The organism is Clostridium algidicarnis DSM 15099 (assembly GCF_002934235.1).
Classification (GTDB): Bacteria; Bacillota; Clostridia; order Clostridiales; family Clostridiaceae; genus Clostridium_L; species Clostridium_L algidicarnis.
The window spans coordinates 146516-168168 of record NZ_PTIS01000002.1 but is presented as its reverse complement, the minus strand read 5'-3'; the positions used below and the strand labels follow the sequence as shown (position 1 = coordinate 168168).

General features: G+C 29.0%; 14 protein-coding genes. 4 read left to right on the top strand and 10 right to left on the bottom strand.

From position 1 onward, the window contains the following. Positions 1-294: 294 nt before the first annotated feature. The 6 genes from BD821_RS02915 to BD821_RS02890 all read right to left on the bottom strand — a co-directional run bounded on the left by BD821_RS02915 (position 295) and on the right by BD821_RS02890 (position 5945). Positions 295-987 (bottom strand): metallophosphoesterase, encoded by a 693-nt coding sequence (locus BD821_RS02915; RefSeq protein WP_104409230.1) that lies wholly within the window; start codon positions 985-987, stop codon positions 295-297. A gap of 7 nt (positions 988-994) precedes the next feature. Then, positions 995-1261 (bottom strand): EscU/YscU/HrcU family type III secretion system export apparatus switch protein, encoded by a 267-nt coding sequence (locus BD821_RS02910; protein ID WP_104409229.1) that lies wholly within the window; start codon positions 1259-1261, stop codon positions 995-997. A gap of 111 nt (positions 1262-1372) precedes the next feature. Continuing rightward, complete coding sequence (locus tag BD821_RS02905) at positions 1373-3457, bottom strand: hypothetical protein (RefSeq protein ID WP_104409228.1); 2085 nt, start codon at positions 3455-3457, stop codon at positions 1373-1375. Positions 3458-3731: 274 nt separating this feature from the next. After that, on the bottom strand, positions 3732-4142 hold the full coding sequence (locus BD821_RS02900; protein WP_104409227.1) for a hypothetical protein: 411 nt from the start codon (positions 4140-4142) through the stop codon (positions 3732-3734). 175 nt (positions 4143-4317) lie between these two features. Continuing rightward, on the bottom strand, positions 4318-5388 hold the full coding sequence (locus BD821_RS02895; protein WP_104409226.1) for a sensor domain-containing diguanylate cyclase: 1071 nt from the start codon (positions 5386-5388) through the stop codon (positions 4318-4320). A gap of 65 nt (positions 5389-5453) precedes the next feature. Then, entirely contained in the window at positions 5454-5945 is a 492-nt protein-coding gene (locus tag BD821_RS02890; protein ID WP_029452452.1) for a YajQ family cyclic di-GMP-binding protein, read from the bottom strand. 327 nt (positions 5946-6272) lie between these two features. Between BD821_RS02890 and BD821_RS02885 the strand changes: the two genes are divergently transcribed. Continuing rightward, positions 6273-6428 carry a zinc-ribbon domain-containing protein gene (locus tag BD821_RS02885; RefSeq protein WP_029452451.1) on the top strand — a complete coding sequence of 52 codons (156 nt, stop codon included), beginning with the start codon at positions 6273-6275 and terminating at the stop codon, positions 6426-6428. 92 nt (positions 6429-6520) lie between these two features. Here BD821_RS02885 and BD821_RS02880 read toward each other — a convergent pair whose 3' ends face one another. After that, on the bottom strand, positions 6521-7078 hold the full coding sequence (locus BD821_RS02880) for an ECF transporter S component (protein ID WP_029452450.1): 558 nt from the start codon (positions 7076-7078) through the stop codon (positions 6521-6523). Between the two features lie 573 nt (positions 7079-7651). Here BD821_RS02880 and trpS point away from each other — a divergent pair. After that, a complete protein-coding gene (gene trpS / locus BD821_RS02875; RefSeq protein ID WP_104409225.1) occupies positions 7652-8650 on the top strand; it encodes a tryptophan--tRNA ligase in 999 nt (332 codons plus the stop codon). Positions 8651-8824: 174 nt separating this feature from the next. On the opposite strand, the gene BD821_RS02870 is transcribed toward trpS, so the two are convergent. Next, entirely contained in the window at positions 8825-9976 is a 1152-nt protein-coding gene (locus BD821_RS02870; RefSeq protein ID WP_029452448.1) for a double-cubane-cluster-containing anaerobic reductase, read from the bottom strand. A gap of 280 nt (positions 9977-10256) precedes the next feature. On the opposite strand from BD821_RS02870, the gene BD821_RS02865 reads away from it, so the two are divergent. Further along, positions 10257-11855 (top strand): peptide chain release factor 3, encoded by a 1599-nt coding sequence (locus BD821_RS02865; RefSeq protein ID WP_104409224.1) that lies wholly within the window; start codon positions 10257-10259, stop codon positions 11853-11855. Between the two features lie 68 nt (positions 11856-11923). Here BD821_RS02865 and BD821_RS02860 read toward each other — a convergent pair whose 3' ends face one another. Continuing rightward, positions 11924-12298, bottom strand: a complete 375-nt coding sequence (locus BD821_RS02860; protein ID WP_104409223.1) for a desulfoferrodoxin — start codon at positions 12296-12298, stop codon at positions 11924-11926. Between the two features lie 202 nt (positions 12299-12500). Between BD821_RS02860 and BD821_RS02855 the strand changes: the two genes are divergently transcribed. Further along, entirely contained in the window at positions 12501-12695 is a 195-nt protein-coding gene (locus BD821_RS02855) for a hypothetical protein (protein ID WP_029452445.1), read from the top strand. 125 nt (positions 12696-12820) lie between these two features. On the opposite strand, the gene BD821_RS02850 is transcribed toward BD821_RS02855, so the two are convergent. Further along, complete coding sequence (locus BD821_RS02850; RefSeq protein WP_169993930.1) at positions 12821-21634, bottom strand: glycoside hydrolase family 94 protein; 8814 nt, start codon at positions 21632-21634, stop codon at positions 12821-12823. Positions 21635-21653: the final 19 nt, after the last annotated feature.

The following is a 21653-nucleotide window of genomic DNA, read 5'->3' as shown; positions in this document are numbered from 1 at the left end:
TCCCCCACCTTGAAGAGGATAGGGGTGTTACGGATGGTAGCCATCGGATAAATCTTTTTTTTAGAATTATACATATCTTTATATATAGTATATGACTTTAAGTTCATATTTTTAATCCATACTATTGCGGATTTTATATACACAAAATCTACTTATTTTATATAAACTTTTAATGCTAAAATCACAAATTAGTACCTGAAATAACCCTAAGTAGTCCTTATATCTTGTAAAATATATAAAGTACATTTAAAAGCAAACAAAGTAAGGGGAAGTTAAAACGCTTTAATATGGTTTTTAATCAGATAAAATCTTCACTGGATCAAAATCTATATAATCACAAGAGGTCATTATATATTCCACTCCATCTTTATATCCATTTAATACCTTAGCTAGTGCTGGTCCATGCAAATGACCATATATAACCTTAGATACATTATATTCTTTAAATATTTTAGTAACTTCTGACTCCTCAAACCTTTCGTTAGTTGGAGGATAGTGAATCATCACTATTATCTTATCATAACCTTTTTTCACTGCCATATCTAGTGAAAGTTTTAGTCTTATAAGCTCTCTTTCATATATCTTTTCATCATGTTTCGTGTAGTTCTCTCCACCAGGACAAGTCCATCCTCTAGTACCACAAATGGCCCAGTCTTCATAATTAAAAAAGTTATTTTGGATAAAATCCATATTATCGAACATAGCATTAAGTTTTGTAATACTATTCCACCAATAATCGTGATTCCCCTTAATAAATATCTTCCTTCCTGGAAGATTATCTATCCACTCTAATTCTTTTTTGCTATCTTCCATGGTCATAGACCAAGATATATCTCCAGCAATAAGTACAGTATCATCACTTGAAACCTTCTTTAACCAATTTTCTTTTATCTTTTCATCGTGCTTAAACCACTGCTGCCCAAACACATCCATGGGCTTATCTCCACTTAAAGCTAAGTGTAAATCTGATATTGCATATAATGCCATTATTCACTCACCTTTCTCCTAATATAGCATCTATATCTGTAATGTAAGCTATTATCTCCGCTATAGCTTCATAAAGTTCAGAGGGTATGAATTCTCCTATGTCTACATTATTTAACAAATCTGCAAGTTCCTTATTATATACTATTGGAACATCACTTTCTTTAGCTTTTTCTAGTATTTTATCTGCTATATCTCCCATTCCTCTAGCTGTAACCATTGGTGCATCATAGGAATGTTCATATTTAACAGCTGCTGCCTTCCTTGCTTTTTTCATACGTTACTCTTCACCACCTTAATAGCTATAATTAATACTTATCACATCTTTTAACCCTATTAGTAATTTTAGCACTTATAATATGATTTTTAAAAGATCTCTCATATGATTTTACACCATAACATTTAAAGATGTAAAATCATTATCATTAAAAAACTCTCTACAACTCACTATATCAGATGCTATTTCTTTTTTAGAAAATTTAATATCACAATTATATCCTAAACTTTCTAATGATTCTTTTAATGATTCTCTTTTCATATTTAATATCTTTATAGACTTTTCATAACACTTTATTTCTAAATTCATAAAATCATTTTTAACTTTTATAAATCCATCAACCTCGCCTAAAAACTGTGTCTTTACTGTAACTACCATTTTAACATCTTTAGAATCAATTTTCTTTCCTTCTTCTCTCTTATCTTTTATTATTACCCTACAAGGATACTCTTTATAGTTCATTTCTATAGGTAAATCCATATAATAATATTCATTAGAAATTGTATTGAATAATTTAAAGTCACTTAAATTATTCTTTATGAAGGATAATATGTTATTTATATTATCCTTCCCATCTAAAGACTTATTTAACACATCATTTACTATGTTTTTCATGTTATTTAACTTTATATCCATCTGATTTTTAATAATGGTGGCACTGTCCTTTAACAACTCTTTAGATGTACTTTCAGCTAAGCTTTCGTAAATGATACCTTTTGTTTCTACGGACTCTTGATTTATATTTTCTTCTATATTCTTACCCATGATTAAAGATAAGGTCTGCTCACTATCTATATTAAAATTGCTTAAACCATCTTTTCCCTTGCTTTGTGAAAAATTCATTAAAAACTTTACGGTTTCGTTTGATTGAAGGTTTTCTTTATTAACCAGATTTAAAATCTTTTCAAGGTTATCTCCAGTTAGATTATTTAAACTTAACATGGTTTCTGTAACATTTTGTGAGATGTTTGCTATATTTTGCTTAAACTCAACAAAAGATTTTGGCTCAGTTTCTTTTTGTATAAAATTTGATAAGTTATTAACTTCATTTTCTGTTAAAATGAGTTCTTTTGGAAATATTTCTTTAAGTTCAATTTTTATTTGATCCTTACTATTTAAAATTTGATCTTCCACTGCATTTATCAAAGTAGAAAGATTTCTAATTCCCTCTTCATCAAAGTCTCCTTTAGATATATCTATTAACATATCATCTACATTTATGTTGTCAATCTTTAATACTTCTTGTATGCTTTTTAAAATGTTCTCTTTAGTGAACTTATTTAGTGATGACATTAAATCACTTATAGAATCTTTATTGAAATTTACATCCATATTTAAAGTATCTTTTATTCCTTTAGAAAGTATTGCTTCTACCTCTTTTTCATTAAGGCTTCCCCTTTCTACCACTTGTGTTTTAATTATAGATGATTCTTCCACCTCTATATTGGCTGAATCTTTAGCAATACCATTTTCTTGTTTTACATCTTCAATTGCGAGTAACTTTTCCATATCTTTTAACAAATCATAAAGCTTACTATCTTCCTTAAATATATTTTTAAAACCTTCTATAGTTTCTTTATCTAAAGTCAGATCATTTTCCATCATAAACATTAAATCCTCTATAGATAACTCTTTAAATTTAGAAAAGGATTCTTTTAAAACCTTTTCTATGTTTTTTCCTTGTTCACTGTTTATATCTATGGATTTACTATTTAAATATTTTAATATAAATTCTCTTTCTTTTGAAGGATCAGACAATACATTTTCTTTAAAATCTATTAATGTTTTAACTTTTGAAATATTTTCTTTATTCAGCTCTATATTATGTTTTAACATCTTAACTAATATTTCTCCATCTGCTTTTGTAAGACCATTTTCTTCTAATATTAAGTCGATGGATCCTTTAAAATTATCTTCTAATGCTACCTCTGACTTTAAGATTTTTATCTTAAGCTTGTTATCTTCAAATCCTTCTACTACAAACTTTCTTATTCCTTTATAATCCAAGTCTATATTTCCATCTATTTGTGCTTCAAATTGCCATCCATCTATCATCCTTAAAGTAACTTCATCTTTAGAATCTCCATATGCTACAACTCTTGCTGAAAAACTTTCTCCATTTTGAAATGTAAGTTTTGAGGTAAGTTTTTTATTATTAGTTCCATAAGGATTATTTACATTAATCATATTTCCCATAGTTCATCCTCCAGATTAAATTCTATATGTTTTAAATTAAGAATCATTTCATTGAAACCTTAATTTAAAGGTATTATGATACTTAATAGCTATTTTTAAGCTTCTATTTATTATCGTTTAAATTAAGTTTTTCTGAAGATTATACTATATGACTACACAAAACAAACTAATTCTATAACTAAAATAAACTACTTTCTTAAAAGAAAGTAGTTTAAAATTAATTTTTCTAAGTATTATCAGAGCGCGTTAACATTTTTTAATACTATCTGTAAATTTAAGCCGCATACTTTTGTAAAAATAGAGGTATTTCACTATAATCTGCATTTATATTTATATAAAACTCCAACTTATAATTGTGAGCCAACTTTTCCATCTTCAAAAATAAATGTGCGGCATCTTCTAAGTTTCCAGAAATAATGTTACACAGACTATCTATAAAGATAGTTTCTATATCATAGTCTTCTGAAAGTATGCCGCACAAAAAACCGTACATTTCATTATAATCTTTTAATTTAAAGTCATCTGTAATTATCATTCTAATCCTAGAATCTAGATTAAACATGGGTCCCTTATCATCATCTATATATATAACAGTACCTTTTGCTTTTTCAGCTTTAGCGTTTGCAAGTTTTATTAATGATTTGGTTTTTCCTGTACCTCTTTGGCTGCAAAATACATGTATCATCTTAACCACCCCTTTATTATATTTGAGAGAAAGTCACTTTGTTAATATAATTATATAATATTCAGAATATTATATCAATAAAGCTTCAAAACTTAATAAATTATTTACATCTTCCTCTACTTTAGTTAATTATACAAAAAAAAGATTACTTCCTTAATTAGAAATAACCTTTGTTTTAAATGTTATACATAACTTTATTTTTACCTGCTCTTTTGCCCTTATATAATAATCTATCTGCAGTTTGGATCAAATTTATTATGTTCTGACCATCTATAGGATAAAAAGATATACCAAAAGTTGCAGTTACAGCCTTATAATCTTCTACTAATGAATATTCATTATCTTCTATAGACTTTCTAATATTATCAACAATTTTATAAACACTTTTGAAATCTTCGCCTTGGTCTATATATAAAACAATCTCTTCTCCACCATACCTAGCTACAATATCTTTTGGACCTAAGCCTTTTTTTATTTCCTTTACTGTCTTTAGTAAAACTTCATCACCAAATTGATGCCCAAAAGAGTCATTAATCTTTTTAAAATCATCTAAATCAATCATAACTATGGCAAATCTACTACACCCATTTTCACTAATCTTATCATTTACAAAATTCATAAAATATTTTCGTGTGTAAATTCCAAGTAGGGGATCCATGTTTATCTGTCTTTGTATTTCCTTATACAAAATGTTGTTTTCAATAGCAATAGCAATTTGATTAGCTATAGAAGATATGAACTTCACATGATCTGGGTTAAAAAAATTACAAAGGCTATGCTCTAGAATCATATATCCCATAAACTTTTCTCTAAGATTTATAGGTACACCTATTGCGGAATGCATGTTGCCTCTATTTCTAGTATTAAAAATTGTTTCTTTAGAATTTAAAATAAAAGGTTTCCCACTTTTTATCTTTTCAATATAAAAATTTTCTTCAAAGATTAAGTATGCTTCTTCCATATTACTGGCCTTTATTATGATTTCACCGTTTTCTTCTAAATAAATAGAAGAATAAGTTGCACCTAATATACCTATTATCATATCATTTATCATAGGTATTAGATTTTCATTACTTAAATATGAATTTATATATTTACTTATTTCTACTATATTAACGAGGGCATCAAGACTTTTTTCTAAGCTTATATTTTTTTCACTCAGCATTTGAATTTGTGTTTCTGCAAAGCTTTGGTATATTTCAAATTCTTCTAGTGACTTTTCATACTTTTCTTTATAACCTTCCATTTTTTCTTCTCCAAAATTAGTCTTATTATTAACCTTATCCATGGTTTAATAATAAAATAATTTATTTATCTATAGTTAATAAATTGAAGTTCTATCCCAAAATCTTTTCCTTTTAATAAAGCCATAACAGCTTGCAAGTCATCTTTGTTTTTTCCTGTAATTCTTAACTCATCATCTAATATTTGTGTTTGTACCTTTATTTTACTTGATTTTATTTCAGATACTATAAGCTTTGATTTTTCTTTGTCTATGCCATTTACAATTTTGCCCACTTGCCTTACGGTTCCCATAGTAGCATCTTCCACTTTTTCAAAATCTAAAGCTTTTGCTGAAATACCCCTTTTTATAAGCTTTGCCTTCAATATTTCTATTACAGCTTTTAATCTAAAGTCATCTTCAGAAGCTATTTTAATTTCATTCTTTACAAGTTCAACTGTAGACTTACTGCCTTTAAAATCATATCGTTGACTTATTTCTTTTAAAGTTTGATTTATAGCATTATCCACTTCTTGCATATCAACTTTTGATACTACATCAAAAGAATAATTACTTGCCAATACTTTCTCCCCCTTTGTGTATAATCTTATGATTTTACCTAATACTTATAGTTTAAAATACTTCCAATATATAATCAACCATTTATTTGTTTAATTATAGCAATATTATATCATATATACCTTTATTATTGAAATTTTATATCATTAAAGTAGATTGAATAATTAATTAATTTCATATTGAAATATTATAACTATATGTTATAATATCATTATGAGCTTGGCTCTATATATTATATGGGTCCAATTTAATGAGGTAATTTCCCTTCCTTTGATCAAGGGAAGAAGTTATCTATAAATTAACCCTTTGATCACAAGGAGGTTTGTAAAATGGAAGATAAAAATATTGTATGTAAAGATTGTGGAAAAGAATTTGTTTTTACAGCTGGAGAGCAAGAATTCTTTAAAGAAAAAGGATTTGAAAATGATCCTGTAAGATGCCCTGATTGTAGACGAGCAAGAAAAGCTGAAAGAAACAATAGATAAGAGAATATAAACTTTATTTTCTTATGAGTTCTAGGACTAATTTATTTATAAATTAGTCCATTTTTTTATATTTAACTTGTCCTTTTTCCCTTTTATACTATTCTATGAGTTTCTACTACCTTTATTAAAGGTAATGCAATTATTATACCTACAAATACCTGTAGTATATTCCCTGGTATATCATAAGAAGATACTATAAGCGCCTTCATAAATGTTATGCCCTCGCCTAAAAACAGCATCTTTATTAAGGCTCCTGATATAAAATATGCACCTATCATAAATATCCCAGATACTAAAAATGCAAAGGCATATTTTAATGTAGATTTATTCTCCCCCCTTTCAATTATCCATCCGGCTATAAGTACCATTGAACCTTTAATAATAAATGTAAAAGGTGCCCAATAAGTATACCCATGAAGTATATCAAACAAAAACATTCCTAATGCTGAGGATACAGCACCTTTCTTCTTACCTAATAAGATAACTGATATAAATATAATACTATCTCCTATATGAATAACTCCATTATAAGACGGTATTGTTATAAGAGAGGTTCCTAAAAGTACAATTGATGACATAAGCGCCATATAAATTAAATCCCTTATTTTACTTTGTGTCTTTGCTATTTTGTTATCTCTTTTCTTTTCCATCACCATTCCCCCTAAAATAATATTGTAAATATAATTATCTTTCCTATATATATACTATTCCCTAATTACCACTAATTCAAATATATGTAACACATTTATTGTTTCAAGTTCTATTAATATAAATATGTTTATTGTATATTGACATAATTATTAAATAGTACTATTATAGACTCAATACAATTAATAATGTTTATTAAAATCCCAATAATTTAAAACTTTAAAGAGAAGTAAGTAAGTTTAAAAACAGATTTTAAGAGAGTTATGGATGGTGGAATCATAATAGTCATGTTTAAACCCAATGGGTCTCTTTTGTGCTTAGATGAATTTTAGTACTTTAAGCCGTGCATCTTACGTTAAAAGGATAGAGATATGATAGTATCTTTAAGAGATGAGGATTATTCCTAAAGTTAGGTGGTACCGCGGTTATACAAGCGCCCTATGATTTTTTCATAGGGTGCTTTTTATATACAAATATATGTTATAAAAACTAGCCATTCTATATTTAGATACATTATAAGTTTTTCTAAGGTACCTAAATATAATAATCTATAAAACTTAAAGGAAGTGTAACTTATGGAAGATACAAAAAAAATTATATTCAGCGGAATAAAACCCTCTGGAGATTTAACACTTGGTAATTACTTGGGAGCTATAAAAAACTGGGTAAAACTTCAAGATCAGTATGACTGCTATTTTTGCGTTGCAGATTTACATGCAATAACTGTAAGGCAAGAACCTAAGGATCTTAGACGAAGAACTTTAGAAATCTTATCTATATATATATCTTCTGGAATAGATCCAGAAAAGAACACTCTTTTTATCCAATCTCATGTGCCTGCTCACTCTGAAGCTTCATGGCTACTAACTTGTTCTAGTTACATGGGTGAACTTGGACGTATGACTCAATTTAAAGATAAATCTCAAAAGTATGGTGAGTCTATAAGTGCTGGTCTTTTTAATTATCCAGTCCTTATGGCAGCAGATATACTTTTATATAATGCAGACTTAGTTCCAGTAGGTATAGATCAAAAACAACACTTAGAGCTTGCAAGAGATATAGGAGAAAGATTTAATAATTTATATAGTCCTACTTTTACTATTCCTGATGGATATATAGCTACCTCTGCAGCCAAAATAATGGACCTTCAAGATCCGTCTAAAAAGATGTCTAAATCTGAAGATAACCCTAATGGATATATTTTAATAATGGATCCACCTGAGGTTATTAGAAAAAAGGTAAGTAGAACTGTAACAGATAGTATTGGAATAGTTAACTACTCTGATGATCAACCTGGCGTTAAAAACTTAATAAATATATTAAGTTCTATAAAAGGTATTTTACCTAAAGATGTAGCTAAAAATTATGAAGGCCTTGGCTATTCCGACTTAAAAAAAGATGTTGCCGAAGCTATAATTGAGGAGCTTTTACCTATTCAAACTAAAATAAATGAATTAATGAGCAATAAAACTTACCTAGAAGATATATATAAAAAAGGTGCAGAAAAGGCTAACTATGTAGCTAATAAAACTTTAAGAAAGATGCAGAAGAAAATAGGTTTAATTCCTAGATAATATTGTTAACTGAAATAAAATAGGAAAACTAAATATAAGAAAGCTTAAGGTCTAATAATTTCATATTAGACCTTAAGCTTTCTATGCTTTTTATCTCAAGTAACTTTTGATTTAAGATTAAATTCACCTTTATACTTAAAAAGTTTAATCTATCTATCTTTGCAAAAGAAATATTTACAACATTTCTATAAATGCTGAAATTCTAGTTTTTACTTGTCCTATATCCGAAGATGAGTAGCTTGTTTCTAATGCCATATAAGGAATTTCTTTATCTTTTGTTACAAACTCTCTTATCTTTTTAGTCTCTACAGCGTAGGTATGACAGGCTTGGAGTACAACCTCTATAACCCCTTCTACTTTATACTCATCTATTAGTTCATTTAATAAGCTTATTCTATTATTATTAGGTGACATAACTGAGCAACCTATATTTATATATTTTTCTGTAAGTGCATCTATAGGATCAATACTTTCATCTACCAATCTACTTTTTTCCTTAACCCCAGAACAATTTTCATAGCATACTACAACTGCATTATTATTCTCTTCTATAGATTTTATAATCTTGTCTGCTACCCCTCCAATAGGACATCCTGTTATAAGTATTCTTTTAGCATTTTTACTTATTTTTCTTTGTCCATTTTCATAACTATGTTTTATATCTTCTATCATCTCTTTGAGACTTATATTTTGTTTATGCTTGTCCAAATTAAAGGATGATCCTTCTAATACTTTATGAATTTCATACCCACTGATTGGAGGCGGACATAGCTTTTGAAGATCATAAAACTCTTGTAATAATAGTCTTTCTTTATTCCTTGCTTTTATAGATTCTTTTATGTCTTCTTTTGTGATAATAACATCAAAGTCATTTTCAAGTTTCTCTTTTAAATATAATATTTCATTTTTCCAAAGATTAAAAGAGTCTTTTCTCTCTAGATTTTGTGGTAACTGCATTACATGAACATTTTTTATTTCTCCTAAATATTCATACATCTTTTTCTTGCCATCACAGGTAGTTTCACCTACTATTAGATCTGCAAAATATGTGTAAGGGCAAGTTTTTGTAATTGCAAATCCATAGCTAGATTTAATAAGAGGGCATAAATTTTGTGGTAAATCTATCTCAGCATCTGATATAGGCTCATCACTCATTCCACATAGTGATACTGGAATTGCTCCTGCTGCAAATATAATTTCTACAGGAGTAAAGGTACAAAAGGTACCAACTATTTTTTTGCCTTCATCCTTTAATTCCTTAACTTTTATGAATCCATTTCTTCTAGCTTCACTAAACTCCTCGAATCCCTTAGGATAATCTTCCATTTTATTTATCTCCTTTTAATTTATATTTAACTTTTAATTTATATTAACATATAAAATAATCAAATCCTTATAGTACTTTTCTATACTATTTAACCACTCTATAGTATATATTTATAATGCTATTTAAAACCTACAAATACTTTTCTATATATTTTCTCGTATCTATCATTCACTATTATTGAAAATTTCTTTTTTAACTGTTATAATTACTGTGTTTAGAATTAAAACCCTAACCTTAAATGGTCTAGGGCATAATCCTTAAAAACATAAGGAGGATTTTATAGTGAATCTTAAAGAAGAAATAGAAAAAAGACGAACCTTTGCCATAATCTCTCACCCAGATGCTGGTAAGACTACACTTACAGAAAAATTACTATTATATGGTGGAGCCATAAGACTTGCTGGTTCCGTTAAGGCTAGAAAGGCATCAAAACATGCAACTTCAGATTGGATGGAGATAGAAAAACAAAGGGGTATTTCAGTAACTTCATCTGTAATGCAATTTAATTATGATGGATACTGTATAAATATATTAGATACACCTGGTCACCAAGACTTTAGTGAAGATACTTATAGAACTTTGATGGCCGCTGATAGTGCAGTAATGGTAATTGATGGTGCAAAAGGTGTTGAAGAACAAACAAGAAAGCTCTTCAATGTTTGTTCCTTAAGGAATATTCCAATATTTACGTTCATAAACAAAATGGATAGAGAAACTAGAGATCCTTTTGAACTTTTAGAGGAACTTGAAAACGAACTTGGGATAAAATCTTATCCTATGAATTGGCCTATAGGTTCCGGTCATGATTTTAAAGGCGTTTATGAAAGAGGCACTAATACTATACAAGTCTTTAATGGCAACAAAAGCCATGGTCAAACTAGAGTGGAATCAGTAAAAGAAAGTATAGATGATGATGTATTTAATGACCTTTTAGGTAAAAACCTTCACGATAAATTAATAGAAGACATCGAGCTTTTGGATATTGCCGGAGATGAATTCGATATAGAGAAGGTAAAAAAAGGAGAGTTATCCCCTGTTTTCTTTGGTAGTGCTATTACAAACTTTGGTATTGAACCATTTATTAAAAACTTTTTAGAGTTAACTTCTCCACCTTTATCAAGAAATTCAAATATAGGCGAAATAGATTCCTTTTCAGAGGACTTTTCAGCTTTTATATTTAAGATTCAAGCAAATATGAATCCTGCTCACAGAGATAGAGTTGCCTTTATGAGAATATGCTCTGGCCAGTTTAAAAAGGGCATGGAAATATTTCATATGCAAGGTAACAATAAAATAAAATTATCTCAGCCTCAACAATTTTTAGCTCAAGATAGAGAAGTTGTTGAAGAGGCCTTTTCTGGAGACATAATAGGTGTATTTGACCCAGGTATATTTAGTATAGGCGATACTCTTTGTAAAGCAGATAAAAAATTTAAATTTGAGGGAATACCTACCTTTGCGCCTGAATTCTTTGCAAGAATAAGACCTGTAGATTCAATGAAGAGAAAGCAATTTGTAAAAGGTATAACTCAAATAGCTCAAGAAGGTGCTATTCAAGTATTTAAAGAACTTTTTATAGGAATGGAAGAAATAATTGTAGGTGTAGTTGGTGTTCTACAATTTGAAGTTCTAGAATATAGACTTAACCATGAATATAATGTTGAAATAAAAATGGATAGACTAGCTTATAGATTTGTTAGATGGATAGAAAATAAAGATTTAGATATGGATAGCCTTAACTTAACAAGTGATACCAAAAGGGTAGTGGATTTAAAAGATAGACAAATTCTTATATTCCAAAATGATTGGGGTATAAATTGGGCTTTAGATCATAATAAAGGCCTTATATTATCAGATGTAGGTAAGGCTGACGATTAATCTTTTTCTAAAGTAAATAAAACCCCCTCAAAATATAATTTTGAGGGGGTTTTTATTTATTATTTAATTTAAGCTCTCCATAGTCCATGAAGATTACAATATTCTCTTACAGATACTATTTCTCCACATATAGTGAAAGTTGCTTCTGGCTTTTCACCTGGTTTTAAGTGTTTTCTATATACCTTGTTTTCTGTTATGATCTCTATCCACTCTATGTAGTGTTTATCCTCCATTGGGTGCTCTACAGATCCAACTTTAACAGTTACAACATCTCCATCTTTTTCAACTACAGGTACATGCTTTTCTTTTGCTGCATCTACAGTGTTTTCTTCCATAAGTTTCATAGGTTCTCCACAACATACTAATTCACCTGCTGATGCATGAACCATTTCCACAATATTTCCACATACATTACATTTATAAATTTGATGTAATTTTGTCATTTAAATTACCTCCTTAATTATTTAATAACTGCTTGTACACTTAATTATACATCATATTTAATATTAATAAAGTATCCAGACGATATTTTTTAAAATATTCATATAATTTTTACATCAGATACCTTCTTTATTTAAAATTTCCATTTTCTTTGTATTATTATTTTAGAAATATTCCACATACTAAGTATAGAGGTGATAGATTATGAGTAAAAAATCTAAAGTTCCCTATCTTCCATTAGAAAGGGGTTATTTAGAACAATCTTCTAAAGATTTAAAATCCTGTTCTAAAGAAAATAAAGAAAGTTGTTCTAAACTTCCAGATCCCGTTGAAGATCCTATTGTTTGTAACAATATAGCTTGGATGGAATTCGACTATACCTCGAGAGATCAGCCATAAATATAGCACCATAAGAGTATTAGATCAGATAGTCATTTCACAAAAAAAGGTTATCGTAGTTACGATAACCTTTTTTTAGATCTTTATAATTTTTTGTATTATTTTTATTGTTTTTATTGGATACCTTATATATATACCACTATATTTTGCTCTCCTTCTTTAAAGTTTATAAATCCATCTTCTGATATAACATCATTTATTAACACACATTTCTTTTCATCTCTTTTCACCACAATATTGTAAATCCCTTTGTCTTTTTTATATGTGATTTTATATTCATTCCACTCTATAGGCACACAGGGTTTAATAATAAACCCTCTTCCTTTTATTATCTTTAATCCTAGTATATCTTCTACTGCTGTTTTATACATCCATCCAGAAGCTCCTGTATACCAGCTCCATCCACCTCTGCCTTCATAAGGTTCTAATGAATATATATCTGCTGTCATGACATAGGGTTCTGCCTTATACCTTTCAATCTCAGTTATAGATAATGTGTGATTTATAGGATTTATCATATTAAATAACTGTAAAGCTTCACTATTATAATTTAATTTACACATAGCTAGTATAACCCAAACTGCTGCATGGGTATATTGGCCTCCATTTTCTCTAACTCCTGGTATGTAACCTTTAATGTATCCTGGTTCTAAGCTTGATTTGTTAAAAGGTGGAGATAGCAATACTATCATACCTTTATCTTTTTTTATAAGGTTTTTTTCTACGGAATTCATAGCTTTCTTTGCTCTTTTTATATCTGCTGCACCTGAAATAACAGACCAACTTTGTGATATAGAGTCTATGGTACACTCACTATTTTCTATGGATCCAAGAGGAGTACCGTCATCAAAATAAGCCCTTCTATACCAGGCACCATCCCAGGCATTCTTTTCTAAATTTTCTCTAATAAACTTTTTAGTTTCAGAATATTTCCTCTTAGTATCTTCATCTTTTTTTATATTACATATTTCAATAAATTCTTCTAATATATAATATAAAAACCAACCAAGCCAAACACTTTCTCCTGTACCCTTGTTGCCTACAGTGCTAAATCCATCATTCCAATCGCCGCTACCTATTAAGGGTATATTGTGTGGTCCAAAGTTTAGTCCCTTATCTATAGCCTTTAAACAGTGCTCATATATGCTTCCCTGCTTATCACAGTTCATAACTACATTATATCTTTCATCTTCTCCTTCTTTTAAAGGCTCATCTTTTAAGTAAGGTACATTTTCATCTAAAATGGATAGATCCCCAGTATGATTAATATAATCTGCTGTTACAAAGGGTAGCCAAAGTAAGTCATCACTAAACCTTGTACGTATCCCACTATTAATGACTGGATGCCACCAATGTTGTACATCCCCTTCAATATATTGCCTTCCAGCACTTCGAAGGATCTGATCTCTTGTAATATTTTCATCTACAAGTCCTATAGCCATAGAATCTTGGAGCTGATCTCTAAATCCATAAGCTCCTCCTGATTGATAAAATGCAGTTCTTGCCCAATATCTACAACATAAAGTTTGATACATAAGCCAACCATTTAACATTATATCCATACTCTTATCTGGGGTTTCCACCTTAATCTTTCCTAAAATTTCTTCCCAGTATAATTTAGTTTCATCTAGTTTTTTTTCAACTTCTTTTGTATCTGACATATCTAATAATATATTCTTTATAGAATCTATATCTTCTAGCTGACCTAATGCTATAACTATAGTCTTTTCTTCTAGCGGATTTAACTTAATCTTACTGCACTGACTTAAACAAGGATCAAATCCTGCACCTGCAGTATTTGAAAGATTCTCCTTTTTCATAGCTAAAGGGTACTCTATGGCTCCGCCTTTACCAATAAACTCTCTTCTATTTCCAGTAAAACTTATATCTTCTCCACCTACAATCTTTAAAAAGGTCTTTAACCCTCCAAAATGCTCACTATAAGGATTCCTTGCCCAAATAAAATCTTCTTCTATCTTGGTATATACATACTGGCTACTTTTTTCTATGGATTCCCCTAACACCATTCTAGAGTAATAAAAACTAGATATATTCTTTATTTTGTTGCTAGTGTTTTTTAATGTTACAACAATATATTTTATTGGATTATCTTTGTCAACAAAAACTGTATAACTACCATCTACATCATATGCACTATGTGTAAACTTGCTATATCCAAAACCATGTTGGATTATATATTCACCTGAATCTCTTACAGGTCCTGGAGTTATGCTCCAAAAATTTCCCTCATCATCGTCTCTTAAGAAAAAAGCCTCTCCTGCTGGATCTATTATACTATCATTACTCCAAGGTGTAATTTTATTTTCTCTACTGTTTTTATTCCAAGTATGTGCAGATCCGCTTTCTGAAATAAAGCATCCGAATTCCCTATTAGATAATATATTTATCCAAGGCGCTGGGGTATTATTATAGGATTTTAGACATATTATATAACTATTTCTTTTAGGGTGAAATCCTCCAATACCATTAAAAAATAATAACTCAGATGTATCAAAAAAATCTTTTCTTCGTGTATGCTCTTTTGACCCTACGTCATAAGATTTACTTATTTCTAAGCTAAACTCTGTAGCAAAACTATCCTTTATCCACTTTAAGTTTTTAATTCCTTCAATTTCTCTATTCCAAGACTTATTATAATCATCCTTAGAATCGCTATTATCATTTGCTATTACTTTATTATTATTATTATTATTATAGTTTCTAATAAAACTTACTGCATTACTTTTTGGTTTAAACTCAATATTATCAATTAATTGAGGAGATTTATCTTCTATTTTATTTTCTATCCGCTCTTTAATATTATTATTGAAGTTACCCCGTTCTCCATAAAAGACAAATCTTGCAATACCTAATATAAGATTTATATCTTCTTTTTCCATACTGTGCTTACCTTTAACAAATATTCCAGCTCTCTTTTCTTCTTTATTACTAAGTCCAAGCTTTCCTATAATCTGTTTTATTTCCTTTTGCAATGGTTCATCATAGGATGAATCTTCTTCATTAAGTATTATGCAGTCAAACTTTATAGACTTTTTATTTAAGTATTTGTAAGCCATAAGAACCTGTGCTATTAACTCTAAATCCTGGTTTTTAGAAGCCTTCACTAAGACTATAGGATAGTCCCCAGATATACCATAACTCCAGAGATTCTTTTGACTTCTTTTTATACCTTTTAGATATTCTTCTCTTTCCTTTTTTGAATCATTTAGAAATATTATCTTAGATGCAAGGATTTGATATAAGTTTGCTTGATTTGATGTTATTCCAAGCTGCTGAAGTTCACTTTTGACCTCATTATTAGCTATATTAAAAGCTCTATCAATATCTTTTATAGTTTCATATCTATTTACTATATCCAAAATATCCTCTTTATCATCACTTACAGAAGTTATAAAGGCTATTTGTGCACTCTGACCCTTTTTAATTTTAAATACTCTTCTTAAACTTATTATGGGATCTAGCACATATCCTACTGTGTTTTTTAAAGGTACTTCGCTTTCCATTGTATAAGGATTAGAAAGATTTCTATTCCTTCCTATAAAATTTAATCTATTTGTTTCATATTGTAATGCTCCTACTGTATCACCTTTTGAAATAATCTTATTTGCCAAGTATTTTCTTTTTTCACCCTTACTTCGAGGCCTTCTACTTGCTAAAATGCATTGATCTTCTTCTATATATTCAGTATTTATAAATAAATTACTAAAGGATGGATGGGCTACATCTGCTTCATAGGTTGAAAGTGTTACTTCCATATAACTTGTTACTTCTATATATCTAGTACTATCACTATTATTTGTTATAATTAATTTCCTTATTTCAGTATTATCATAACTTGCAATACTAACATCTAGTTTAGTTAAGATATTTCCATCTTTTCTTCTATACTGAGCCTTATCTAGTGAAAATATAGCTTCATATTCTTCACCTTCATGTTTGCAGGGTTCATAGGTAGCACTCCAAAATTCATTAGAATTTAGATTTTTTATATAAAGATACTGACCCCCTATAGAAGTTGTAGGATCTTCCCGCCATCTATATAACATCATATCCTTCTCTTTACCATACCCACTACCATCATTAGTTATCATTAAAGAATAATCTCCATTAGACAATACTTGAACTTCAGGGAACTTTGTATTTGCATCACTATGTCTTCGTATTAACATATTCTTTTCATAAACTTCTTTCTTTGAATATGAAGGATCTCTTTTTCTACTAAATACTATTCTATTTATAGGTTTTTCTTGAAGTAATAACTCTATAGACTTTACTTCAGGAATATTATGAAACCTGTTTTGTAGTATATCTTTATTGATTATATTATTTAAAGCCATAAAACTCATTCCTTGATGATGAACCATATAGGATTTTACTAAAGCTTTATCCTTTCCTTTTGGAATTCTTTCTTTTGTATAATCTAAAGCTTCATATAATCCATATCTCCCTAACATACCCATACTTATTAAAGATTTAATATTGTCAATAGACGCCCTAAAGTCTACCATAAGAGCCATTACAGTTGAGTATGGTGATATCACAGTATCATCTTCGAGACCTCTTTTAAGTCCTACACTTGGTACACCGAAGGCCTTATACTGAAAATTTTCCTCTAAGTCAAATTTAAAGTAAGCAGATTCTGATATACCAAAAGGAATGTTAAGGTCTTTTGCATAATTTTTTTGAGCTTCCACTACTCCCTTATAAGTTTCTTCTAATAAGGTATCAGAATATGACCTCATTAAAAGTAGTGGCATTAAATATTCAAACATAGTACCGCTCCAAGACATTAATACCTTGTTTTTTTCCACCTTTCTTAAAGATCTTCCAAGCTTAAACCAATGTTTATATTCTATATCTCCCTTTGCAATAGCTATATAACTAGCTATTCTAGACTCAGAGGCTAAAAGATCATAATAAGAATCACTATACCTTTCTTCTTCTAGGTTATACCCAATATAAAATAATCCAGCACTTTCATCATATAACATCTTAAAATCTGTTTCTTTTATTATCTTTTCACAATTTAGAATTAAAGTTTTAATCTTATTTATAAGTCTACATATTTCTTTTATACTATTTTCAATAAGAACTTCTAACTCAAAAGAGCATTCACCTATACTTTTAAAATTATTTAATCTATCTGGCAAATCCTTTAGGTTAGTATTTATAACTATATCCATTAACCTATTACTAAAATCTTCATCTTCCTCCACTGCAGTATCAAAAAAGGGTAATAAATCTTGCAATTCTTTAAGTCTTTTATTTACCATAGATTTTAGTTTCTTATTCCAATAATAGTTCTCTCTCTCTTCCTTTTCTATATGAAAACAGCCATCTCTTATGGCCCTAAGCTTATCCTTATAATCTTTTAATGATTTATATGAAGTAAAATCTAAGTTTTTATCAAAGTATATGGTTTCTTTTTCTACCTCTTCTAGTAATAATTTTATGGTATCTTCTAGCCCCTTCATATAATTTTTATTTATAAGTGGTGTTTCAAGGTATTCTTTAAGTGTTCCTGGTACTATCCAAAGACAAGCTACTAAATTACCACTATCTACTGTAGACACATATCTAGGATGCAAAGCTTTTGATGTTTCAGTATCATACCAATTATAAAGATGTCCCTGGCACTTTTCTAAATCCATTAATGAGTGTATAGATTTATCCATCCTACTTACTACCTCTTCTATTCCAATATAACCTAAGTCATAAGCTGATATATTAGAGGTAAATATCATTCCTATATTAGTAGGCGATGTTCTACAAGCTAAGCCTTTTAATGGTTCTTGTTGGAAGTTATCTGGAGCAAGCCAGTTACTTTCTTCATTAATAAAATCTTCAAAATATGCCCAGGTTCTTCTTGATATATTTTTTAATAAATCTATTTCTTCCTTCTTAAAATCTTTAGTATCAATGTTGATTTCTTTGCTTATATAGTAGGCTATAATTGGGCTCAATATCCATAAAAGACTTGGTACTAAATAGACATAAAATGCTTCTTTGCTATTTATATAGGATAAATAAAGTATTGTTATACCAACTATACTTCCTATAGCCATGGATTCCACATAATCTATAATTTTATTTGAAACCTTTGATTCAACATCTTCAGCTGTTTTCCACTGAAGTAAATTCTTTTTACTAATAAATAATCTATATAACGTTCTAACCATTGCATCTATCATGATGTATCCCTGATATGGTATAAATGCGAACGTTAAAATTACTTGCTTTATTATTCTTTTAAAGGAGTTAGTATATGTAAAAATGCTTATACTTTTTAAAGGGGCTGTTACAATATCCGTTATATTAAATAATATAGGACATATCATGGAAATAATCCCAATAGCAGTGCCTATACCATAGCCTCCAGGTTCTAATGTCAGCGCATACAAAAATAATATAATAATAGATGGTGTGATTAAACTTCGCCTTAAGTTGTCTATAATCTTCCACCTTGATAAAGAGTTGATTGGAGATTCTTTGTATATCCAAGGTAGCAGCTGAAAGTCACCCCTTGCCCATCTATGAAGTCTTAATATACTAGAGTTGTAATATGCAGGGTAACCATCTACTAGCTGTAGATCTGTTACTAAAGCGCATCTCACATAGCTTCCTTCTAAAAGGTCATGACTTAGTACAGTATTTTCAGGAATAGCACTGACTAACATTTCATTAAATACATCCACATCATATATACCCTTGCCTGTAAATATGCCTTCGTAAAATAAATCTTGATATACATCAGACACCGCCGTTGTATAAGTATCTATACCATTTTCCCCAGAAAATATCTTAGAGAAAAGGGTCTTATTTGAATCCTCTATACCAACTGTAATCCTTGGCTGCATTAAACCATATCCACGTACCACCTTTTTTAAACTTGCATCTACATAAGGTTTGTTTAATACGTGGGCCATGGCACCAATTAGTCCTTTAGCTGTTCCCATTGGTAATTTAGTGTCTGCATCTAAGGTTATTACATATTTTATCTCTTGAAGTGTAGATATATCGCCACTTATTACATCATAACTAGTATTTTCATCTCCTCTTAATAAAGAATTAAACTCCATAAGTTTTCCTCTTTTTCTCTCCCATCCTATAAATGCATCCTCTTTTTCATTATACTGTCTATATCTATTTAAAAAATAAAATATATCTTCCCCTTTTGAATATTTTTTATTTAACCTTTTTATCTCTTTTAGCATAGTTTCTACTATTATATTGTCCTCTGGTGATTCTTTTGTTTTGGAATCTTTAAAGTCTCCTAAAACCCCAAAATAAATTCCTTCCACTCTACTTGCAAGGTAGTATACTTCTAAGTCTTTTATGAGATTAGTACCTCTATTTTCGTTGTTTATCAATGTAGGTATTACTACCATAGTTTTATATTCTTTTGGAATAGACTCTTTGAATTCTATCTTTGGTACAAACTTTGGAGAAGTATATTTAATTATAATCCAATGAAAAATAGATATAACAATTTCACTTAAAGGTATTATAAGAACTATAAATCCTAGTACATACTTGTATATTTTAATATCTAAATCCTTAAGCCTAAAGTTATATAAAACTAAATACTGAGAAATTGCTATCATAGATATTATAAAAGAAATATAAAGAGTGAATTTGTTCATTTCTAAAAATGATGATAATTTATTAATTGTACTATTTTTATTTGTAAAATATTCTTTAAGTTCTCTTGACCCCTTATCTATTATGTAATATCCCACATGACATTTATAAAGTTCTTTATCTTTTACTTCTTTTAATTGTAGGTTCTCTTTTTCGCTTAACTCTAATACCTTATCCACTACCTTACTTTCCTCTACCTTAACCTTTCTTGCAATCTTTTCTAATTCATGTCTATAGTAATCTCGTGAGCTAAAGTCCATAGATGTATATACATGTAGAGGATCTTTTGAAAGTGTCTTTTCTACATAACTTATCTTTTCAAATATTTCTCTCCAATCTTTAGATTCTATATTTTTTAAAGATGTTATTGCATTTTCCATAAAAGAGTTTAAGTTAGCTTCTTCTATACTTTCTCTTCTACTTATTAAACCTATGTTTTCCTTTGAAACACCGTACTTATCTTCAATCCACAAATATATTTCTTCTTGGTCTAAGCCATTATCTTTAATAGATTTTACAATCTTATTTATGAAGGTATCACTATATGGTATATCTTTATTATTTAGTATCTCAAGATAATCCTTTAGTCTATCCTCTGTATAAGCTAAAACTAATTTATCTATTATAATATCTGCTCTTTTTCTTTCATTATAAATTTTATTAATTATAGATGAGTCTTTACTTATAGACTCTATAAGCACCATCCTAAGCATTAAAGGAAAAGACCATAACTCTCCCATAGCAAGGTGGTTATAACTTTCATAACTTATTAAAAAGTCTTCTATATTATCCTTATTTACACTATTATCAAAATAATCAACAAAGGTTTTAGTCATATAGTAAACTCTAAGATTTCTATCACAAATCTTATTTTCAACTATTGGCATATACTTACAATAATCTTTAGGAATATTATATCTTATAGTCTCATATTCTTTTTCTATCACATATATATTATCCAAAAGCCACTCTGCAGCTCCCGTTAAATTCTTTTGTGTTTTCTCGTTTTCCTTTAGCATTTCATAATTCTTTATTATATTTTTATAATCTTTATTTAATTTATCCATTAACCTTTTTTCTTTAATTCTTTTGTTTGGAATTATCTTATTATTAGCTATGATGGATGCCAACTGATCTATGTCCTTACAATTTAGATCTTCTTTTTTGTCTTCGCCCTGAATTATGTTTTCCTGATTTTCATTACCTTTTTTAAACTTTATTAGATATGTGAATAGTAAAGCTAATAATAAACCTACAGCTATAAATATATACGTCATAATATCCGACTCCTTTTGC